The organism is Streptomyces sp. NPDC097129 (assembly GCF_055668065.1).
Window position 1 is genome coordinate 332108 of the sequence record NZ_JBVOQE010000003.1, and the last position, 17272, is coordinate 349379.

Sequence of the window (17272 nt, forward strand, 5' to 3'; positions counted from 1 at the left end):
CGGCCACTCCTCCAGCGCGGACGGCGTCGGGCCGATCCAGTGCGGACGGCGTCGGGCGGCCACGCGGGCGGAAGGTACCGTGCGCCTCGCGCTGCTCCTCGCCCCGCGTCACGTCAGCCGGGGTCGCCCGGAGCGCGGGCCCGCCGATCCGCCGACTTCACGGAGAGCGCCTTGCGTTGACGGGCCGTCAGTCCTCCCCACACGCCGTCGCTCTCGCCGTGCCGGACCGCCGAGGTGCGGCACTCGCGGATGACGGGGCAGCGGTGGCAGATCTGCCGGGCCCGCTCTATCTGGGGCAGGGACGCCCCGTCCTCGGTGAGCGGAAAGAAGAGTTCAGGGTCCTCGAATCGACAGGCGGCCAGGTCGAGCCAGTTCACGGCTTCCTCCCCACGGCGGGTCGACCGGCGGCAGCCGGCAGCCGTGCGGCCGGCCGAGCCGTCCGGAGTGTCGTACGTCGTTCACCCGGCAAAGGTGGCACTCAAGCTAGGGGGGCGATGACAGTTTTGTCCAGATATAAACTGTTTGTTCTTTCCTGGGCTTCAGTGGACAGCCGGTCGGAGTATTCCGGCGGCGCGCGCGTGGTGCAGCGACCTTGGTCAACGCTGGGCGCATCGATCGCGCAGCGAAATCCCTTCGTCCCGTCAGCCGGCCGGCACTCCCTCCTCCAGCAGGCTGCGGCGCAAGCGGTCCAGGCCGCGCCGGGTGTGGCTCTTGACCGTGCCCAGCGGCCATCCCGTCACGCCGGCGATCTGCGTCTGGGTCAGGTCCTGGTAGAAGGCGAGCCGCAGCACCCGCCGCTGCGGCTCGCTGAGGCGTTCCAGGGCCCGTCCGACGACCAGACGGTCCAGCGCGGCCTCGGGGTCGCCGCCGTCCCGGTTCTCCGGCACCGGCCCCAGGCCGGACGCCGCCGCCGCGATCAGTTCGGCCCGCCGGGTACGGGCCGCGAGGGCGTCCGCCACCTTGCGCCGCGTGATGCCGACCAGCCAGGCGGGGAACGATCCGCGTTCCGGTGCGTAGCCGTTGCGCCCGCGCCAGGCCGCTGTGAACACCTGCTGGGTCACGTCCTCCGCCTCCCGCGGATCTCCGAGCGCCTGGCGCGCCAGACCGTGGACGAGCCCCGACCACTGCCGGTGCAGCAGCGTCCAGGCATCTCCGGCCTCCCGGTCACCGGGGTCGAGCGGCGCGGTCGAGGCGGGGGCGGAGGGGAACCGGTTCATGTCGAGCCTCCTGTGCGAAGCCGCGGGTGGGAGCCCGCCCTGGTCTTCCCTCAGACTGCGCACGCGGGGACAATGGGGACAACTCGCATCGATTCCGCATCGGTACCGCTCGGTACTTCGACGGCGCATCGAAACCGCAGCAGGAGCCTTCACCGGCGAGCGGGTCTCGCTGGGAGGAAGGGGGCCGTTGTGCCCAGCAACGTCGACGGACCGGTACCCGCCGGGCCTGCCAGGGCCGGGTCCGAGGACCCAACCCCCACAGCCGTGGGCGTCACGACCGGCGCGCTCGCCCGTCGGCTCGGCGTGTCCCCGACCACCCTGCGCTCCTGGGACCGGCGCTACGGGCTCGGCCCGGCCGTGCGTGCCCACGGACGGCACCGCCGCTGGGTCCCCCGGGACATCGCGATGGTGGAGGAGATGTGCCGGCTGACGGCGGCGGGCGCCCCGCCCGCGGAGGCGGCACGGGTGGCCCGGCTGCGTTACACCGGCAACGGCACCGCACCAGCCTCCAGCGCAGTGACGCCCACCACACCGGCGTCCAGCGCAGGGACCCCCACCGCACTGCCACCCGCCGGGACGCCTCCGCGTCCGGTGCCCACGCCGGAGACCACGCCACCGCCCCCGTCTACTCTCGGGCGCCCGGGCGGCGCCGGGAGCGGGCTGCCGCTCGGCGACGTGCGCCAGGAGTGCCGCGGCCTGGCCCGTGCCGCGGTGCGGCTGGACGCGCCGGAACTGGAACGCCGGCTGATGGAGAGCGTCGCAGAGCACGGCCTGGTGGTGGCGTGGGAGGAGGTGATGGTGCCCACGCTGCGTGCCGTGGGCCGCAAATGGGAGTCGTCCGGTGACCGCTACGTGGAGGTCGAACACCTGCTGTCGTGGCACATCTCCAGCACCCTGCGCAGCGCTCCGCTGCTGCTGCCGCGCGCCGAGCCCCAGCCCGGGGCCCCGCCCGTGGTCCTCGCCTGCACCCCGGGCGAACAGCACTCGCTGGCTCTGGAGGCGCTGACCGCCGCGCTGGGTGAACGCGGAGTGCCGACCCGGATGCTGGGCGCCGCGGTGCCCTCGGAGGCGCTGCTGGCGTGCGTGCGGCGCACCGGCGCGGCCGCGATCGTCCTGTGGGCGCAGACCCGCTCCACCGCGTCGATGCCGCTGGCCCGGCATGTCGCCGGCCTCGAATGGGGCGCGGCCGGCGCGCGCAGGCGACCCGCCGTGCTGCCGGCCGGGCCTGGCTGGGACCGGCGGGCGTCCGCCGGCTTCCCCCGCTGTTCCGGACTGCGGGACGCCGTCGAGGCCCTGAGCCGTCTCTACGCCGACGACAGCGGCGTACACGGTTCTCGGGCTCACTGACCTACCTCCGCCGCATTCCCGAGGCGGTCCGGATGCCCACGCGAGGGCAGCACCGACGCGAGCTGATGGCCGGCCCCAGGCCCTCACACCTCCTTGCCGCAGGCCCGCCGGAACCGTTCCAGGCCCTCGGACAACAGCACCACGCGGTCGGGGTAGTCGAGGGCCGCCCGCTGGGTGGCCGGCAGTTTCCAGGGTCCGTGCAGCGCCGGGGCGTCCAGGCCGCGCAGCTCGGGCGCCCAGCGACGCACGTAGGTGCGCGCCAGCGGTCGTGCTGGGTGCGGTAGTCGGCGCGGGCGGCGGCGGGGCGGGCGGCGAGCACCTGGCGGTGGAAGTCGCGCCAGGCGAGCTGCCGTACCAGCGCCTCGGCGCCGCCGCCGCAGCGGCGGGCCCGGTGTACCAGTTCCACCGCGGACAGTGTGCCGAAGTGCAGACGGGCGGAGAGCCGGGACGTGGTCTCGTCGCGGGTGTCGGCGGCGAGGTCGTCGCGGGTGTCGTCGTAGGCGTCCAGGCCGCGTCGCCAGCAGGCCGGCCACCCGCTTGCGGCCCTCGCTCTCGCCGCCGCGTGCCAGCGCGGGCGAGACACCGGTGACCTCACCGCGTGCGGGCAGCGGCTCACGGTGCACCTGGCCAGGGACGAGCACCGGGCGCGGGGCGGCCGCGACGGCCCGCAGCCGCGGCTGCGCCCACTGCCGGTGGTACGGCGTGAAGACGGCGAAGTGGTCCGACGAGGAGGGGGGGACGTCGCCGGGCGGTACCGCCACGGTGACCGCGTCGTGTAGGAACAGGCGGCGGCCGCAAGCCTCCAGCGCGTGGCGCAGCCGGTCCTCGCGACGGGTGGCGAAGGCGCTGTGCGCCGCCGCCATGTGCACCTCGTCGGCGTCCGCCTCGGTCACCGTGCGGCACACCTCCTCCGCCAGGTCGCCGGAACGCAGCACGAGCCACCCGCCGCGCTCGCGCAGGGAGGCGTCCAGGTCGGCCAGGCAGTCGGCGAGGAAGGCGCTGCGGTTGGGCGTGGCGAATCCGGCGGCCGCCACCGCCCGGTCGCGCACGAAGAGCGGGACGACCGCGTCGGCTGCGCTCCAGCGCCGCGCGCAGCGGCGGGTGGTCGTGCAGACGCAGGTCGGAGGTGAACAGGACGACCGAGACGTGCATGGGTGTCAACTCCCCAGCGGTGGGCGTCGGCGGTCGTGACTGTCTTCCGGTCGGGCGGCGGGCGCGGATGCGGCATCGGGCCCGGGACGGGACGTGGCGGGTGACAGCGTGCGCGAGGAGTGCGCCTGTGCCTGGCCGGTGCGGCCCGCGGCGCGGACGATGTTGCGGGCCATGCCGCCGAAGACGACCGCGTGGAAGGGCGACACGCTCCACCAGTACAGGTGGCCGAGCAGCCCGCGTGGGTGGAACAGCGCCCGCTGCCGGTACCGCACGGGCCCGCCGGCCTCGCCGTCGACGTACATCTCCAGCCAGGCCAGGCCGGGCAGCCGCATCTCCGCGCGCAGTCGCAGCAGCCGGCCGCGCTCGATCTCCTCGACCCGCCAGAAGTCCAGCGAGTCGCCCACCCGCAGCCGCCGCGCGTCCCGCCGCCCGCGGCGCAGCCCGACGCCGCCGACGAGCCGGTCGAGCCATCCGCGTACCGCCCAGGCCGGCGGGAAGGAGTACCAGCCGTTCTCCCCGCCGATCCCCTCGATGACCTGCCACAGCGCGTCGGGCGCCGCATCCGCGTCGCGTTCGCGTACGTCGGTGTAGAGGCTGCCGCCGGCCCAGTCCGGGTCGGTGGGCAGCGGGTCGCTGGGCGCGCCCGGCACGGAGGCGGACGACCAGCGGGTGGAGACCTGCGCGTCGCGTACGCGTTCCAGGGCCAGGGCGACGGCCCGGTCGAAGCCGATGGGATGGCCGGGCGGACTGGGCACGTACCGCTCGATGTCGCGCTCCCGGCAGACCACCTCGTGGCGCAGGGACTCGGTCAGCGGGCGGGCGATGGATGCGGGCACCGGCGTCACCAGGCCGACCCACTGGCTGGACAGGCCGGGAGTGAGCACGGGGACGGGCACGATGAGCCGCCGCGGCAGGCCGGCGACGGCGGCGTAGCGCTGCATCATCTGGAGGTAGGTGAGCACGTCGGGGCCACCGATGTCGAAGGCACGGCTGACGTCGGCCGGCAGTCCCGCGCAGCCCACGAGGGCGCGTAGCACGTCCCGTACGGCGACGGGCTGGATGCGGGTGTGCACCCAGCGCGGCGTGACCATCACCGGCAGCCGCTCGGTCAGATACCGCAGCATCTCGAAACTGGCCGAGCCGGACCCGATGATGACGGCGGCGCGCAGGACGGCGGTCGGCACACCCGAGTCCGCGAGGATGCGGCCGACCTCGGCACGGGAGCGCAGATGCGGGGAGAGGCGTGCCTCGGATACGCCGTGCGGGGTCAGTCCGCCCAGGTAGATGAGGCGGCGCAGGCCGGCCCGGCGGGCCTGCTCGCCGAAGACCGCGGCCGCTGCCCGGTCGGTCCGTTCGAAGTCGTGGCCACTGCCGAGCGCGTGCACCAGGTAGTAGGCGACGTCCACGCCCGCCATGGCCCCCGCCACGGACTCGGCGTCGGTGACGTCGCCCCGGACGATCTCCACCCGCTCCGCCCAGGGGTGGTCGCGCAGCTTGCGGGGCGTGCGGGCCAGGCAGCGCACCCGGTGGCCGGCGTTCAGCAGTTCCGGCACGAGCCGGCCGCCGATGTAGCCGCTGGCGCCGGTCACCAGGCAGGTGAGCGCCTCACCGCCGTGTGGCGCGTCCGGCGAGGGTGCCGGGAGGCCGTCGCCCTGGGGCCCGTTCGCCGCCGGGGTGGGGTGGTCGTCGCGCATGAGCCCGCCTCTGCCGGTCGCCGTCGCAGGTGCCTGTGCGATCTCTACGCTGCAAGACCTCCGGGTGGATGCGCCCGCGGCCCGGGGCGGTCGGGTGACGCCGCGAGCGTGAACCTCAGCCGGCGGGCGTCCGCTGGGACTCGCGGTCCGAGGCCGGCCAGACGTAGGGCAGATCGTCGGGTACGCCGGGGAAGCGGGCCGCGTAGAACTCGGGGGCCTTGCGCACGAGGGCCGACTGGTGGCTGCGGTGGAAGGCGGTGTCCCCCAGCCACGGCGGCAGCTCCCCGGCACGGGCCAGGTCCTCCTGGCCGCGCACCGGGACGCCGGGGTGCTGCGCAGCGAAACCGGCGACCAGGGAGGCGGCGCAGCTGTCCTGGTGCCCCAGCTCCCGCCAGACCCGGCAGACCTCCAGGCCGTACCGCACGAGCGCTTCCTCGTACCCGCTCCACATCCGTACGGCGGGGTGCCGGCGCCAGCCGTAACCGGGCACGGTCAGGCCGCGCAGCACCTGGAGGGCCTCGACGCGCTGTTTGCCGAGCCGGCGGCGGTCGAGGTCGTGTGCCGACCGGCGGAAGTCGGGGCGGGTCAGGAACGTCTGCATGTCCGGCGTCCGCGGTCGTCGGACTTCTTCTCGCGTGCCATGGCCTTCCTTTCGCCGAGCCTTTCGCCGAGCCTTTCGCCGAGCCTTTCGCCGAGATGACCAGGACGTTCATGGTCTTCGGAATGTCCGGGGCTCAGCGCCGTGCCGGCGTGCCGCGCGGTCGGCCAGGCCGCCCGCGCCGAGCGGGCCGGTGTCCTGGAAGGGGGCCTCGGCCGCCAGCCGGGGCAGTTGGCGGCGGGCGACGCGCACCACGACGGGTGGCAGGGCGGCGCGCACCGGCTGCACCAGACGCAACCAGCCCGGCAGGTAGACGGCGGTACGGCGGCGCTCCACGGCCCGGGTCAAGCGGACGGCGGCCGCCTCGGCGCTGCACACGCGGCGGACCGGCGGCGGCATGTGGGCGCGCAGTTCACGCAGGACGGCGTACCGGTCGGCGTCACGCACCATGTCGGTGTCGAGCCAGTTGAGGTAGGCGACGCCCACGCTGATGCCGTGGTGGGCCACCTCGGCGCGCAGGCTGTGCGCGAAGGCCTCCGCGCCGGCCTTGGCGGCGCAGTAGGCGCTCATCAGGGGGGCCGCGCCGAGCGAGGCCAGGGACGCCACCTGGAGGTAGTGCCCCGCCGTGGCCAGGAGGTCGGGCAGGAAGGCGCGGGCGGTGTTCGCGCTGCCGACGAGGTTCACCTCGACGACGCGCCGCCAGGTCACCGGGTCCGACGCGAGGAACGGGCCGCCCTCGGCGATACCGGCGTTCGCGATGACGACCGAGGCCGGCCCGAGGCGGACCCGTACGGTGCGGGCGGCCGCCGCGAGCGCCGCCGGGTCGGTGACGTCGGCCTCCACGGCGAGCGCCGGGCCGGGCAGGGTCCGCGCGAGCGCCTCCAGGGCGTCCCGCTCATGGCCGAGCGCGGCGACCCGGGCGCCCCGCCGGGCGGCCTCGCGTGCCAGGGCCGCGCCGAGCCCCCGGGCGGCTCCCGTCACCACCACGGTCCGGTCGGTGAGCGGGCTGCTGTGCATCGAAGGCCTTCCTTCCCGGCTGGTCACGGGGTCCCGTCACTGCTTCGGGGCCACGGCCCCGGCCGGATGCGGCCCGGCCGGAGGAACCGGGGGCTGGACTTTCTCCGGCGGCTCCGGCGCGCCAGCGGCCAGGAGTGAGGGGTCAGCGGTCAGCGGTCAGCGGTCAGGGCCGGAGACATACGGGCCAGGGCATCATCCCGACGGCGCCGGAGAGATACGGCCAGGACCTCGTCCGGCCGGACCGGTCACGTCTCCGGCTCGGGCGGCCGCGCGGTGTGATGCGGGTGGCCAGGCGTTCGGCGGTCCTCCTTCAGCTCCGCCTCCAGCAGGTGGTCGCGCCCGTGCGCGAGTTCCTCCACGGCGCTCGCCTCCAGCTGCTGGAAGGGCCGGTAGTAGGTGGCGTTGTAGGCCTCGACGATCTGGAACGTCCAGTGCCCGGGGATGACGTTGCGGCCCAGGATCTCCGCGCGGACCTTCTCCGCCCATTCGGGGTGGCCCGCCTCGTGCAGGAGTTCCACCGCGCGGTCCAGCTGGAAGTCCGCGGTGCCGGTCAGCTGGTGGAAGTCGTACAGGCGGCCCCTGGCACGCTCGGTGGTCTCCAGGGCCTTGGAGAGCGCGCCGAGGGCCTCCACGGTCTTGTCGCTCAGGCCGTCGGGACGCCGGTGGTGGCCGTCGGGGCCGTCCAGGTGCTCGTTCACGTGGTCCTCCAGGGGGCAGGCCGTGGGCTTCGGGCGCCGGGTGGTCAGCGGTGTGCGCCGGTACGGTCCCGGCGGGCGAGCAGCCGCTGCAGTCCGGCGCGTCCCGGTGGCAGGTGGCGGCGCAGTGCGGCGCGTGCGGCGTTGGCGCCGGGGGCGCCGTGCACTCCACCGCCGGGGTGGGCTCCGGCGGAGGCCAGGTACAGGCCCGGGACGGGGGTCTCGGGGCGTCCGGTGCCGGGCACGGGCCGGAAGAGGAGCTGCTGGTGGAGGGCGGTGGTGCCGCCGTTGATGGCGCCGTCGGCCAGGTTGCCGTCGAGTGACTGCAGGGTCGGGGGCGCCAGGACGCGCCGGGCGCGGATCAGCGAGCGGAAGCCCGGCGCGAACCGTTCCACCTGGCGTTCCATGCGGTCGGCCATGAGCTCCTGCTCTTTGGCGTTCCACTGCCCGGTGATGCCCTCGTCGCCGGCGTCCGCGCGGATGTCGTGGGGGATGTGGGTGTACGCCCACGCGGACTCGGTGCCGCGCGGGGAGCGGCTGGCGTCGGACGTCGTCATCTGGCCGAACAGCAGGAACGGGCGGTCCGGTACCTGCCGCATCGCGATCTGGGCGGCGAACCGGGTCAGTTCGTCCACCCCGTCCGCCAGGTGCACCGTCCCGGCCCGCCAGGCCTGCTCCGCCTGCCACGGCACCGGCCCGTCCAGGGCCCAGTCCACCTTGAAGGTGGCGAAGTCCCACTGGAAGCGCTTCAGGTCGGCCGTCAGCTGCGCGGGCAGATGCTCGGCGGGGACCAGCTCGCCGTACAGGGCGGGCACCGACACGTCCGCCAGGACCGCCCGGCGCGCGGAGACCGTCTCTCCGTCCGCGGTGCGCACGCCGACGGCCCGTCCGCCGCGTACGACGATCCGCTCGACGCGCCGGCCGCAGCGCACCTGTCCGCCGCGCGAGCGCAGCCGCCGGACGAGGGCCCCGGTCAGCGCGCCGGAGCCGCCGACGGGGACGGGGAAGCCGTGACTCTGGCCCAGCATCGCCATCAGCCAGCCGAAGCCTCCGCTGCCTGCGGCTTCGGGGGCGAGGTCGGCGTGCAGCGCGTTGCCGGCCAGCAGCAGCCGGCCGCCCTCGCCGCGGAACTCCTCCTCCCCCATCCGGCGCACCGGCAGCAGCAGGGAGCGCGCCGTCCGCAGGCCGCCGGCCGCCCGGAGCCGGAGGGCGAGCCGTGCCGTGGCGCGCACCGGCGGGAACGGGGTGAACAGGGCGTCCAGCAGGTCGGGCTGGAGCCGCTGCCACAGGCCGTGCAGCCGGCGCCAGGCGGCGCCGTCGCCCGGTGCGAAGGCGTCGAGGGACTCCGCGGTGGCGTCGAGCTGCCGGTCGAGGACGGCGCAGGTGCCGTCGGTGAGCGGGTGGGCGACGACGCTGGGGGCGTGGCTCCACCGCAGCCCGTGTTCGTGCAGCCGCAGCGCGGCCAGGACCGGGGACGCGGCGGCGAGCGGGTAGAAGGAGCTGAAGAGGTCGTTCACGAACTCGGGGTCCACGCCCCGGTCGTGGCGCACGGCGCCGCCCGGTTCCGGCTGCTCCTCCAGGACGTGCACGCTCCACCCGGCGTCCGCCAGGACGTTGGCGGCCACCAGCCCGTTGGGCCCGGCCCCGATGACCACGGCGTCAGGCATGACCCGACCCGTGCGGTGCGCAGGCGGCGGCCAGGTCGTCCCTACCGCCGCGTTCCTCGTCTCGTGCCCGGCTCTCGCAGAGCTTGGCGAGGCGGGCGAGCATGGCGCGGTGCCGCAGCTGGATCAGGATCTCGAAGCCCCCGTTGTGCAGCAGGCCGCCCGCCCCTTGCAGGGGATGCTCGTCGACGATGACCAGGCACTTCTCGCCCCATGGCCGCAGCTCGATGGCGATGCGCGCGGTGCCCAGCGGGCCCGCGTGGGCCTCCAGCTCCAGCACGGCGCCCTCCTCGCAGCGGCGCACGATCGTCTCGTTGGACAGCCGCAGCGGTCCGAGCGGGACCTCGTAGCGGATCGCCGCGTCCGTGTGCGGCCACTGCCCGCGCACGGGCTCGGCGGCCGACGGCCCGACCACCCACTGCGGATAGGCTCCGCCGTCGGCCAGCACCTCCCACACGGCGCCGGGGCGGGCATTGATCAGACGGTGACGAACGGCCACGAACGCCTCCACGGGGTGCGTAAGGCCGGTCGTGCGACCGGCCGCTGCCGAGTGCCCCCGCCTCACCGGCCCAACCAGGCCTCCCTGGTCACAGCGGCGGGCAGGGGCGGGAGGGGGTCGAGAAGGCGTGCCGCGGCGGCGGGAGGGGTGGTCCGGCGCCGACCCGGTCGTGGGCAGGATCGGTCGGCGCCGGACCGCGGCGCGGACGGAACACCGGCTGCTCGGAGGAGAAAAGCAGACGGCAGCACGCGCGCACTCTCCGTGTGCCTCCGTACACGGATCGCATACGTAGCTCGTGCGAGTGACGTTCCCTTCGGCCGTTCGCAGTACGCCGCCGCTCCCTCGGCCTTGCCGCTTGCGGCGGTGATCCCCTCGTCGCCGTGCATCCGAGGCGGTCATGGATGACGAAGAACGGGGCAGAGGAATGCAACACGATCATGGACCGGTCGGGAGCGGCCGTACGCGGCCGTACCGGTCCCGGTCCGTTGTACGACACCGCACGACGAAGGAGCTTCACGTGGCCCAGGACCTGACCCCCCGCTACACGGTTCCCGGCATCGAGCGCGAGGCCGCCGGACGGCTCATCGGTCTTCTGCGCCTGCGCCTGCACGCGCTGAACGACCTGCACCTCACCCTCAAGCACATCCACTGGAACGTGGTCGGCCCGCACTTCATCGCCGTGCACGAGATGGTCGACCCGCAGGTCGACCGCGTGCGCGACATGGCCGACGACGTGGCCGAGCGCATCGCGGCGCTCGGCGGCGTCGCCCAGGGCACGCCCGGCGCGCTCGTCGCCGAGCGGGAGTGGGACGACTACTCGATCGGCCGCGCCGACGCGCTCGCCCACCTCGCCGCGCTCGACGTCGTCTACACCGGCGTGATCGAGGGCGTGCGCGCCGCGATCAAGGAGGCCGGCGAGATCGACCCCGCGACGGAGGACCTGCTGATCGAGCAGCTGCGTGACCTGGAGCAGTTCCAGTGGTTCGTGCGCGCCCACCTGGAGAGCGCGGGCGGCTCGCTCGCGACCGACGGGGCGAGGACGGAGGAGCAGGCCGCGGAACGCGGGCGCGACCTCTGAGCCGGCCGCGCGGCGCGTCGCTTCGGGTCGCCTGCGTGCGGAGACCGTCGCCTCAGGGCGTCTGCGCCCTGTCAGTCTGCGCCCTGTCACGAAAGAGGCGGCGGGGCACGCCGACGGCCTCGGTGTGCACGCGCCGCCGACGGACTTCCTTCCTCAGGCAACTCATCGGCCGAACGGGGTAGAAGAGGATCACAGGAGCAGACGGCATCAGCGCCGTCGCACGAGCGGACCAGGGGCACGAGGACGACGGATGCAGTGGAACAACAGGGCGACCGTGAAGGTGACCTGCCATGACCGAGTCTTCGAGATCAGCGTGCGCGGCGAGGTCGACTACGACGAGAACGACCTCCTGCAGGCCGCCTGGGCCGAGGCCGAGGAGTCGGCGCGCCGGGTGACCCTGGTGGACCTGTCCCAGGTCACCTTCGCCGACAGCGGGTTGCTCAACGCCCTGCTCGAGGCGTGGCACCAGCACCGGGCCGACGGCCGTGAGCTGATCCTGCTCGGCCCCTTCCACCCGTCCGTCGAGCGGCTGTTCGCCCTGACGGGCACCCGGGACCACTTCACCGTCACCGACTCCCGTGCCCGGGCACTGCGCGCGGACGGCACCTGAGGCGGCACGAACCGCGCAGGCGTACGGACCGCGAGTGCGGGCATTCGGGAGATGCACCGAGAAGCACAACCGGCCTGTGGAACGCACAGGCCGACAACGGAGGGAGAAAACACGTGTCCTTTCTGTGGGCCATCATCGCGGGCCTCATCATCGGTCTGCTGGCCAAGCTTGTCATCCCCGGCCGCCAGCCGATCCCGCTGTGGCTGACGGTCCTCCTCGGCATCGTCGGCGGAGTCGCCGGCAACGCGCTCGCGAGCGGCCTCGGCGTGCGGGACACGGGCGGCATCGACTGGATCCGCCACATCCTCCAGATCGGCGTGGCGGCGGTCCTGATCGCCCTCGTCAGCCCGATGTGGGCGCGACGCCATGCATGAACCCGGGCGGCCTGCCCCGCCGGCCAACGGCCGCCGGGGCAGGCGCGGGTCCGCCTCCTCAAGAGCGGTTCCCGGGGATTCTCACGCTAGCGACGGCCGCTGAAGCCCTCCTCCGAAGGGTCGGCCAGCGCGATACGGGCGGTGACGCGCTTGCCGAGCGGCTCCCGCTGCACCTCGAACCCCTGCACGACCGCCATGACGATCTCCAGCCCGTGCTGTCCCACGCGCCCGGGATCGGCGGCCCGTGCCATCGGCAGCGACGGATCGCTGTCCCATACGACGACCTCCACGAGGCCGCCGACGACACGCAGCTCCATCAGCACCGGCCCCGGCGCGTACTTGCGGGCGTTGGTGACCAACTCGCTCACCACGAGCCGGGTCACATCCATCGCCCGGGACGACACCGGCAGCCCGTACTCCCGTTGCACCCGGGCCAGGAAGTCTGCGGCGTGACGACGTGCCTCGGCGATGCACGGGCCGGCTCCGTCGAGCGCGACGATCTCCTGCATCGGCTCACGGCCGGCCACACCTTCACCACCAGGCGCTGAATCCACCGGGTCCATTCGCGTTCCCCCGTTCATGAGCCCTCATCTTCCCGCCGAAGGCCCGGACATGCCCCGCGGCCCCGCCGCGGCTCGTCCGCCGCACCGGCAACGGCGCGTCCTGGATGCGGCGGAACGCCGTTCGAGCGCCCGCTGATCCGACGGCATTCTCTCCGGGCCCCAGGACGATTCTGCCTCCGGCTGTCCGTCATCCCCGCGCCACCCCGGCAAACAAGGAGGATGGGCAGCCCCTGTCCGACGGTGCGGCAGTCCATCTCGACCTGGACGGAGCAGCCGTTGCTTCGCCGCTCAGCCGGGGGAAGCGGCGCCGCGAGGACGATGCCCAGCAGGAGCGGGGCGAGCCACAGGCTGGTGGCGGGGTGGTGGACGTGGGCGGTGAGAGCGATGGGGGGTTCCGCCGAGCACGGTAGAGGCCCGTTCGCGGAGGGAAGTTCGATCGTCTGTCCTGTCGGGGGAACGCCGCGTCCCGCACGCGGACGGCTTCCGCGTGCGGGACGGGTGTTGTGCCGTGGGGCGGTCAGCCGGTGGTCAGGGCGGTGTCGTCCACGACGAAGCTGGTCTGGAGGGAGGAGTCCTCCACGCCGTTGAACTTCAGGGTGACCGTCTGGCCCGCCAGCGAGGACAGGTCGAAGGTCTTCTGCGCGTAGCCCGAGGCGGCGTTGACGTTCGAGTACGTCGCCAGGGTGGTCGAACCGGCGGTGACCGTCAGCTTGTCGTACGCGGTGCTGCCGGACTCGGCGGTGTCGATGTGCAGGTAGAAGGTGAGCGTGGCCTTGCAGCCGGCCGGGATCGTCACCGACTGGGACACGGTGTCGGTGTGCGAGGACCCGTAGCCGTCGAGCCAGGCCTTGTAGGAGCCGCCGTGGGCGGCCTCACCGGTGTCGTTGGTGATGACGCCGGTGGTCGAGCTCCAGCCGGTGCTGCCGGACTCGAAGCCCGGGTTGGCCAGCAGCTGGGAGGAGGAGCAGGTGCCGCCGGAGGAGCCCACGGTCCAGGTGAAGGACGTCGAGCCGGAGGCGCCGGTGGAGTCCTTCGCGGTGACCGTGACCTGGTAGGTGCCGGCGGTGGTCGCCGTACCGGAGATCAGGCCGGTGGAGCTGTTGATGGACAGTCCCGTCGGCAGGCCGGAGGCGCTGTAGGTGAGGGCCGCGCCCGCGCTGTCGGTGGCGTGGATCTGCAGGCTCGCCGAGCCGCCGGTGGTGGTGGACTGGCTGCCGGGGTTGGTGACGGTCACCGTGTTGCCGGTGCTGGTGCCGGTGGTGAAGGCGGCGGTGCCGTTCGGGGTGCCCCAGCCGGTCGGGCCGTCGTAGCCGGTGCCCGCGGTGCAGAAGTACGAGGGGGAGCAGGAGCCGTTGGAGCCGCTGGTCACGTCGTACAGGTTGCCGGTGTGCTGGTAGGGGTACTTCGCCGGGTAGTCGCTCGTGCCCGGGGTGCCCGCGAGGGCGTAAACGCCGGCGACGATCGGGGCGGAGGCGCTGGTGCCGCCGTAGACCGCCCAGCCGGAGCCGCCGTAGGTGTCGTAGACGGCGACGCCGGTGGCCGGGTCGGCGACCGCGGAGACGTCGGCCTCCATGCGCTTGGCGCAGCCGGTGTCCGTCTGCCAGGTCGGCTTGGGGTCGTACGCCGAGCAGCCGGAGCCGGTGCCCTCGGTGGAGTTGGTGTGCCACACCGACTCGCTCCAGCCGCGGGAGTTGGAGGCGGTGGTGAGCGCGGTGCCGCCGACGGCGGTCACGTACTGGGAGGTCGCCGGGTACTCGGCGCCGTAGGCGGAGTCACCGGAGGAGACGGTGATGGCGACGCCGGGGTGCTTGAAGTACTGGGTGTCCTCGGTGGTCTGGGAGGACGCCTCGGAGCCGCCCCAGCTGTTGGAGACGACCTTGGCGCCGAGCGATACGGCCTCGTTCTCGGCTATGCCGAGGTCGGTGTCGTTCGCGGAGTTGGCCTCGACCAGGGCGATGCTGCAGTTCGGGCAGACGGCGCTGACCATGTCGAGGTCGAGGGCCTCTTCACCGGCCCAGCCGCTGTCGTTGGTCGGCAGCGAGGTGGTGGAGCCGGTCTGGCTGACCTGCTTGAAGCAGCCGTTGGCCTTGGTGCAGGAGGACAGGCCGTAGGTGGAGCGGTAAGTGGCCAGGTCCGCTTCGGCGTTGGGGTCGTTGTAGGCGTCGACGATGGCGACCGTCATGCCGGAACCGCCCGTGGTGGGCAGGTTGTAGGCGCTGTGCAGGTTCGCCGGGGACAGGCCCGACGGGGTGGCGGCGGCGAGCGCGGACGCGAGCCGCTGCTTGATGTCGGTGCGGCGCTGGGCGAAGCACGACGCGTGGCCGGGCTCGGCCGTGGCGCAGAGGTGGGTCGTGGGGACCTTCTGTCCGGCCTGGCCGGTGGCGTGGTAGGTCTGCCGCTCGGGTGCGGTCAGCGCCTGGTGGTTCTGCGCGACCTTGGTGGCGTGCGGCGCGGGCGCCGCGACTTGGGCCGCCCCGGCCGTGGGGGCCGCGACGAGTCCGGTGACGGTGAGGGCGAGCGCGGGGAAAGCGACGGTGACGAGTCTTCGCAGACTCCGCCGACGCCCGCTTGGGCGTGACTCACGCATGGGGTGCTGCCTCCGTTGTGAGGTGGGGATCGCACTGGGTGGGCAGGCCCGTGACGCGCGCAGCGGCGGCAGAACGACGCAGTCATGAGCATGACACTCCACCCCGCATGCCGGTTGAGCATGGCATGACAGGGTGCGGGAGGAACATAAATCCGCCACGCGCGGACCGGCAGTACCGCAGGGAATTCTTTGCTCCTCCATAGGATGCGATTGGCACCGTCATTGGAGGTCACTGGGACGGGCTTGATGCACCGCCCAGCCGGCCGGGAAGCGGGCCGGCCCCGAACGGCCGCGCGGCCGGGCCGGATCGCCCGGCCGGCCCCGCCGGGTCCGCGGTCAGCTCTCGGCTCGGTCCAGCGCCTCGTCCAGGGCCGTCGCCGCCGTGATCAGCGCGAGGTGGGTGAACGCCTGCGGGAAGTTGCCCAGTTGCTCGCCCAGGGGGCCGATCTCCTCGGCGAAGAGGCCGACGTGGTTGGCGTAGGTGAGCATCTTGTCGAAGGCGAAGCGGGCCTGGTCCAGGCGGCCGGCGCGGGCCAGGGCGTTCACGTACAGGAAGCTGCACAGCGAGAAGGTGCCCTCGCTGCCCCGCAGGCCGTCGGGGGACGCGGTGGGGTTGTAGCGGTACACCAGGCCGTCGGAGACCAGTTCGGCGTCCATCGCGTCGAGGGTGGCCAGCCAGCGGGGGTCGCGGGGCGCGATGAAACGCACCGCGGGCATCAGCAGCAGGGAGGCGTCGAGGACCTCGCTGCCGTAGTGCTGGACGAAGGCCCCACGCCCCGGATTCCAGCCGCGGTCCATGATCTGCCGGAAGATCGCGTCGCGCGCCGCCGTCCACGCGGCCAGATCGGCGGGGCGGGCGAAGGCGGTGGCGAGGGTGATGCCGCGGTCGAAGGCGGCCCAGCACATCACCCGGCTGTAGGTGAAGTCCTGCTGCCCGCCGCGCGTCTCCCAGATGCCCTCGTCGGGGCGGTCCCAGTGGGTGGTGAGCCAGTCCAGGGTGTCGGACAGACCGAGCCAGCCGTCGTAGCCGTAACCGGACCACTGGGCGTCGTGGACGCGCGTGAGGGCCCAGGCCGCCTCGCCGTAGACGTCGAGCTGGAGCTGGCCGGCGGCGTCGTTGCCGATACGGACGGGCGCCGAGCCGCGGTAGCCCTCCCAGTGGGTGAGGATCTCCTCGGCCAGGTGGGGGTCGCCGTCCACCCGGTACATGATCTGCAGGGGTTCGCCGGTGACCGTCCGCTGCTCGCGCAGGCGCAGGCCCAGCCACTGGCGGAAGGCGTGCGCCTCCTCCTCGTGCCCGAGGTCCAGCAGAGCGTGGACGGACAGGGAGGCGTCGCGGACCCAGGTGTAGCGGTAGTCCCAGTTGCGTTCGCCGCCGAGCTGTTCGGGCAGGCCCGTGGTGGCCGCCGCGACGGGGGCGCCGGTGGGGGCGTAGGTGAGCAGCTTGAGGGTGATCGCCGAGCGGTTCACCGCGTCCTGCCAGCGGCCCCGGTAGCGGCTGCGGCGGACCCAGCCGTGCCAGAAGTCCCGGGTCGCCTCGAAGGCCTCCTCCACCTTTCGCAGGGTGAGCGCGGGCCCGGGCGCGGCTCCCGCGGAGTCCAGCGTGAGGACGACCGCCGCCGTCTGCCCCTGCGTCAGCTCCGCCTCGGCGCGTACGTCGTCGCCGTCCCGCTCCAGCCGGACGGCGCCCAGCGGCTGGAGGACGGCGTCCGTGCCGGGGCCCGCGAAACGGGCGACGCCCTCGTGGAGTTCCAGGCGGTGCCGCGCGCGGCCGTAGTCGAAGCGCGGACGGCAGGCCAGGCGGAACCGGATGCGTCCGCGCGGAACCCGCATCGCCCGGATCAGCCGGTGCCGGGAGCTCGGCGTGTGCGGGTGGTCCAGGGGCATGTGGTCGACGACCTCGCCGACGCCGTCCGGGGTGAGGAACCGGGTCACGAGGATCGCGGTGTCGGGGAAGTACAGCTGGCGGGTGGTGACGTCCGGGCCCTCCACGGTGATCGTGAAGTGGCCGCCGCGGTCGTGGTCGAGGAGGGCGCCGAAGACGCTGGGCGAGTCGAAGCGGGGGGCGCACAGCCAGTCGACCACGCCCTCGGAGGACACCAGCGCCACGGTCTGGAGGTCCCCGACGAGGCCGTGGTCGGCGATGGGCGGGTAGCGTCGCACGGGTGGGCGCCCCG

Annotated in this window: 15 protein-coding genes and 1 pseudogene; 4 read left to right on the forward strand and 12 right to left on the reverse strand. The window is 73.8% G+C overall.

Annotated features, from left to right (window positions below):
* Positions 1 to 113 precede the first annotated feature (113 nt).
* Together AC0B9F_RS12205 and AC0B9F_RS12210 are read right to left on the reverse strand one after the other, a co-directional pair.
* Positions 114 to 377, reverse strand: coding sequence for a WhiB family transcriptional regulator (locus AC0B9F_RS12205; RefSeq protein ID WP_472001527.1), 264 nt, complete (start codon positions 375 to 377; stop codon positions 114 to 116).
* Positions 378 to 641: 264 nt separating this feature from the next.
* Positions 642 to 1217: a sigma-70 family RNA polymerase sigma factor gene (locus AC0B9F_RS12210; protein ID WP_472001529.1), complete on the reverse strand. Its 576-nt coding sequence runs from the start codon at positions 1215 to 1217 to the stop codon at positions 642 to 644.
* Positions 1218 to 1481: 264 nt separating this feature from the next.
* On the opposite strand from AC0B9F_RS12210, the gene AC0B9F_RS12215 reads away from it, so the two are divergent.
* Positions 1482 to 2564, forward strand: coding sequence for a MerR family transcriptional regulator (locus AC0B9F_RS12215; RefSeq protein ID WP_472001531.1), 1083 nt, complete (start codon positions 1482 to 1484; stop codon positions 2562 to 2564).
* Between the two features lie 83 nt (positions 2565 to 2647).
* Here AC0B9F_RS12215 and AC0B9F_RS12220 read toward each other — a convergent pair.
* From AC0B9F_RS12220 to AC0B9F_RS12250, 7 genes and pseudogenes are all read right to left on the reverse strand, one after another.
* Positions 2648 to 3716: pseudogene (locus AC0B9F_RS12220) on the reverse strand (deoxyribodipyrimidine photo-lyase).
* A 5-nt stretch (positions 3717 to 3721) separates the two neighbouring features.
* A complete protein-coding gene (locus AC0B9F_RS12225) occupies positions 3722 to 5410 on the reverse strand; it encodes an SDR family oxidoreductase (protein ID WP_472001533.1) in 1689 nt (562 codons plus the stop codon).
* Between the two features lie 115 nt (positions 5411 to 5525).
* Positions 5526 to 6011 carry an MSMEG_6728 family protein gene (locus AC0B9F_RS12230; protein WP_472001535.1) on the reverse strand — a complete coding sequence of 162 codons (486 nt, stop codon included), beginning with the start codon at positions 6009 to 6011 and terminating at the stop codon, positions 5526 to 5528.
* A 108-nt stretch (positions 6012 to 6119) separates the two neighbouring features.
* Entirely contained in the window at positions 6120 to 7025 is a 906-nt protein-coding gene (locus AC0B9F_RS12235) for a short-chain dehydrogenase/reductase (RefSeq protein WP_472001538.1), read from the reverse strand.
* Between the two features lie 245 nt (positions 7026 to 7270).
* On the reverse strand, positions 7271 to 7723 hold the full coding sequence (locus tag AC0B9F_RS12240; RefSeq protein ID WP_472001540.1) for a hypothetical protein: 453 nt from the start codon (positions 7721 to 7723) through the stop codon (positions 7271 to 7273).
* 44 nt (positions 7724 to 7767) lie between these two features.
* Positions 7768 to 9387, reverse strand: a complete 1620-nt coding sequence (locus AC0B9F_RS12245) for a phytoene desaturase family protein (protein WP_472001542.1) — start codon at positions 9385 to 9387, stop codon at positions 7768 to 7770.
* The gene (locus tag AC0B9F_RS12250) at positions 9380 to 9883 is read right to left on the reverse strand and encodes an SRPBCC family protein (RefSeq protein WP_472001544.1); all 504 of its coding nucleotides are present in this window, start codon (positions 9881 to 9883) and stop codon (positions 9380 to 9382) included. The genes AC0B9F_RS12245 and AC0B9F_RS12250 overlap by 8 nt, the downstream gene beginning before the upstream one ends.
* A gap of 517 nt (positions 9884 to 10400) precedes the next feature.
* Between AC0B9F_RS12250 and AC0B9F_RS12255 the strand changes: the two genes are divergently transcribed.
* From AC0B9F_RS12255 to AC0B9F_RS12265, 3 genes are all read left to right on the forward strand, one after another.
* Complete coding sequence (locus tag AC0B9F_RS12255; RefSeq protein WP_472001546.1) at positions 10401 to 10961, forward strand: Dps family protein; 561 nt, start codon at positions 10401 to 10403, stop codon at positions 10959 to 10961.
* Positions 10962 to 11211: 250 nt separating this feature from the next.
* Positions 11212 to 11571, forward strand: a complete 360-nt coding sequence (locus AC0B9F_RS12260) for an STAS domain-containing protein (protein ID WP_472001549.1) — start codon at positions 11212 to 11214, stop codon at positions 11569 to 11571.
* 113 nt (positions 11572 to 11684) lie between these two features.
* Entirely contained in the window at positions 11685 to 11945 is a 261-nt protein-coding gene (locus tag AC0B9F_RS12265) for a GlsB/YeaQ/YmgE family stress response membrane protein (RefSeq protein ID WP_472001551.1), read from the forward strand.
* Between the two features lie 86 nt (positions 11946 to 12031).
* Here the strand turns inward: AC0B9F_RS12265 and AC0B9F_RS12270 are convergent, their stop codons facing one another.
* The 3 genes from AC0B9F_RS12270 to AC0B9F_RS12280 form a co-directional block, all read right to left on the reverse strand.
* Positions 12032 to 12508 (reverse strand): ATP-binding protein, encoded by a 477-nt coding sequence (locus AC0B9F_RS12270; RefSeq protein ID WP_472002127.1) that lies wholly within the window; start codon positions 12506 to 12508, stop codon positions 12032 to 12034.
* Between the two features lie 517 nt (positions 12509 to 13025).
* Positions 13026 to 15095, reverse strand: a complete 2070-nt coding sequence (locus AC0B9F_RS12275) for a putative Ig domain-containing protein (protein WP_472001553.1) — start codon at positions 15093 to 15095, stop codon at positions 13026 to 13028.
* A 336-nt stretch (positions 15096 to 15431) separates the two neighbouring features.
* Positions 15432 to 17258, reverse strand: a complete 1827-nt coding sequence (locus AC0B9F_RS12280; protein WP_472001555.1) for a glycoside hydrolase family 15 protein — start codon at positions 17256 to 17258, stop codon at positions 15432 to 15434.
* Positions 17259 to 17272 lie beyond the last annotated feature (14 nt).

Coding starts and splice junctions, on each gene's coding strand:
- AC0B9F_RS12210 (WP_472001529.1), bottom strand. CDS start 1,217: ATGAACCGGTTCCCCTCCGCCCCCGCCTCGACCGCGCCGCTCGACCCC.
- AC0B9F_RS12225 (WP_472001533.1), bottom strand. CDS start 5,410: ATGCGCGACGACCACCCCACCCCGGCGGCGAACGGGCCCCAGGGCGAC.
- AC0B9F_RS12230 (WP_472001535.1), bottom strand. CDS start 6,011: ATGCAGACGTTCCTGACCCGCCCCGACTTCCGCCGGTCGGCACACGAC.
- AC0B9F_RS12235 (WP_472001538.1), bottom strand. CDS start 7,025: ATGCACAGCAGCCCGCTCACCGACCGGACCGTGGTGGTGACGGGAGCC.
- AC0B9F_RS12245 (WP_472001542.1), bottom strand. CDS start 9,387: ATGCCTGACGCCGTGGTCATCGGGGCCGGGCCCAACGGGCTGGTGGCC.
- AC0B9F_RS12260 (WP_472001549.1), top strand. CDS start 11,212: ATGCAGTGGAACAACAGGGCGACCGTGAAGGTGACCTGCCATGACCGA.
- AC0B9F_RS12270 (WP_472002127.1), bottom strand. CDS start 12,508: ATGGACCCGGTGGATTCAGCGCCTGGTGGTGAAGGTGTGGCCGGCCGT.
- AC0B9F_RS12275 (WP_472001553.1), bottom strand. CDS start 15,095: ATGCGTGAGTCACGCCCAAGCGGGCGTCGGCGGAGTCTGCGAAGACTC.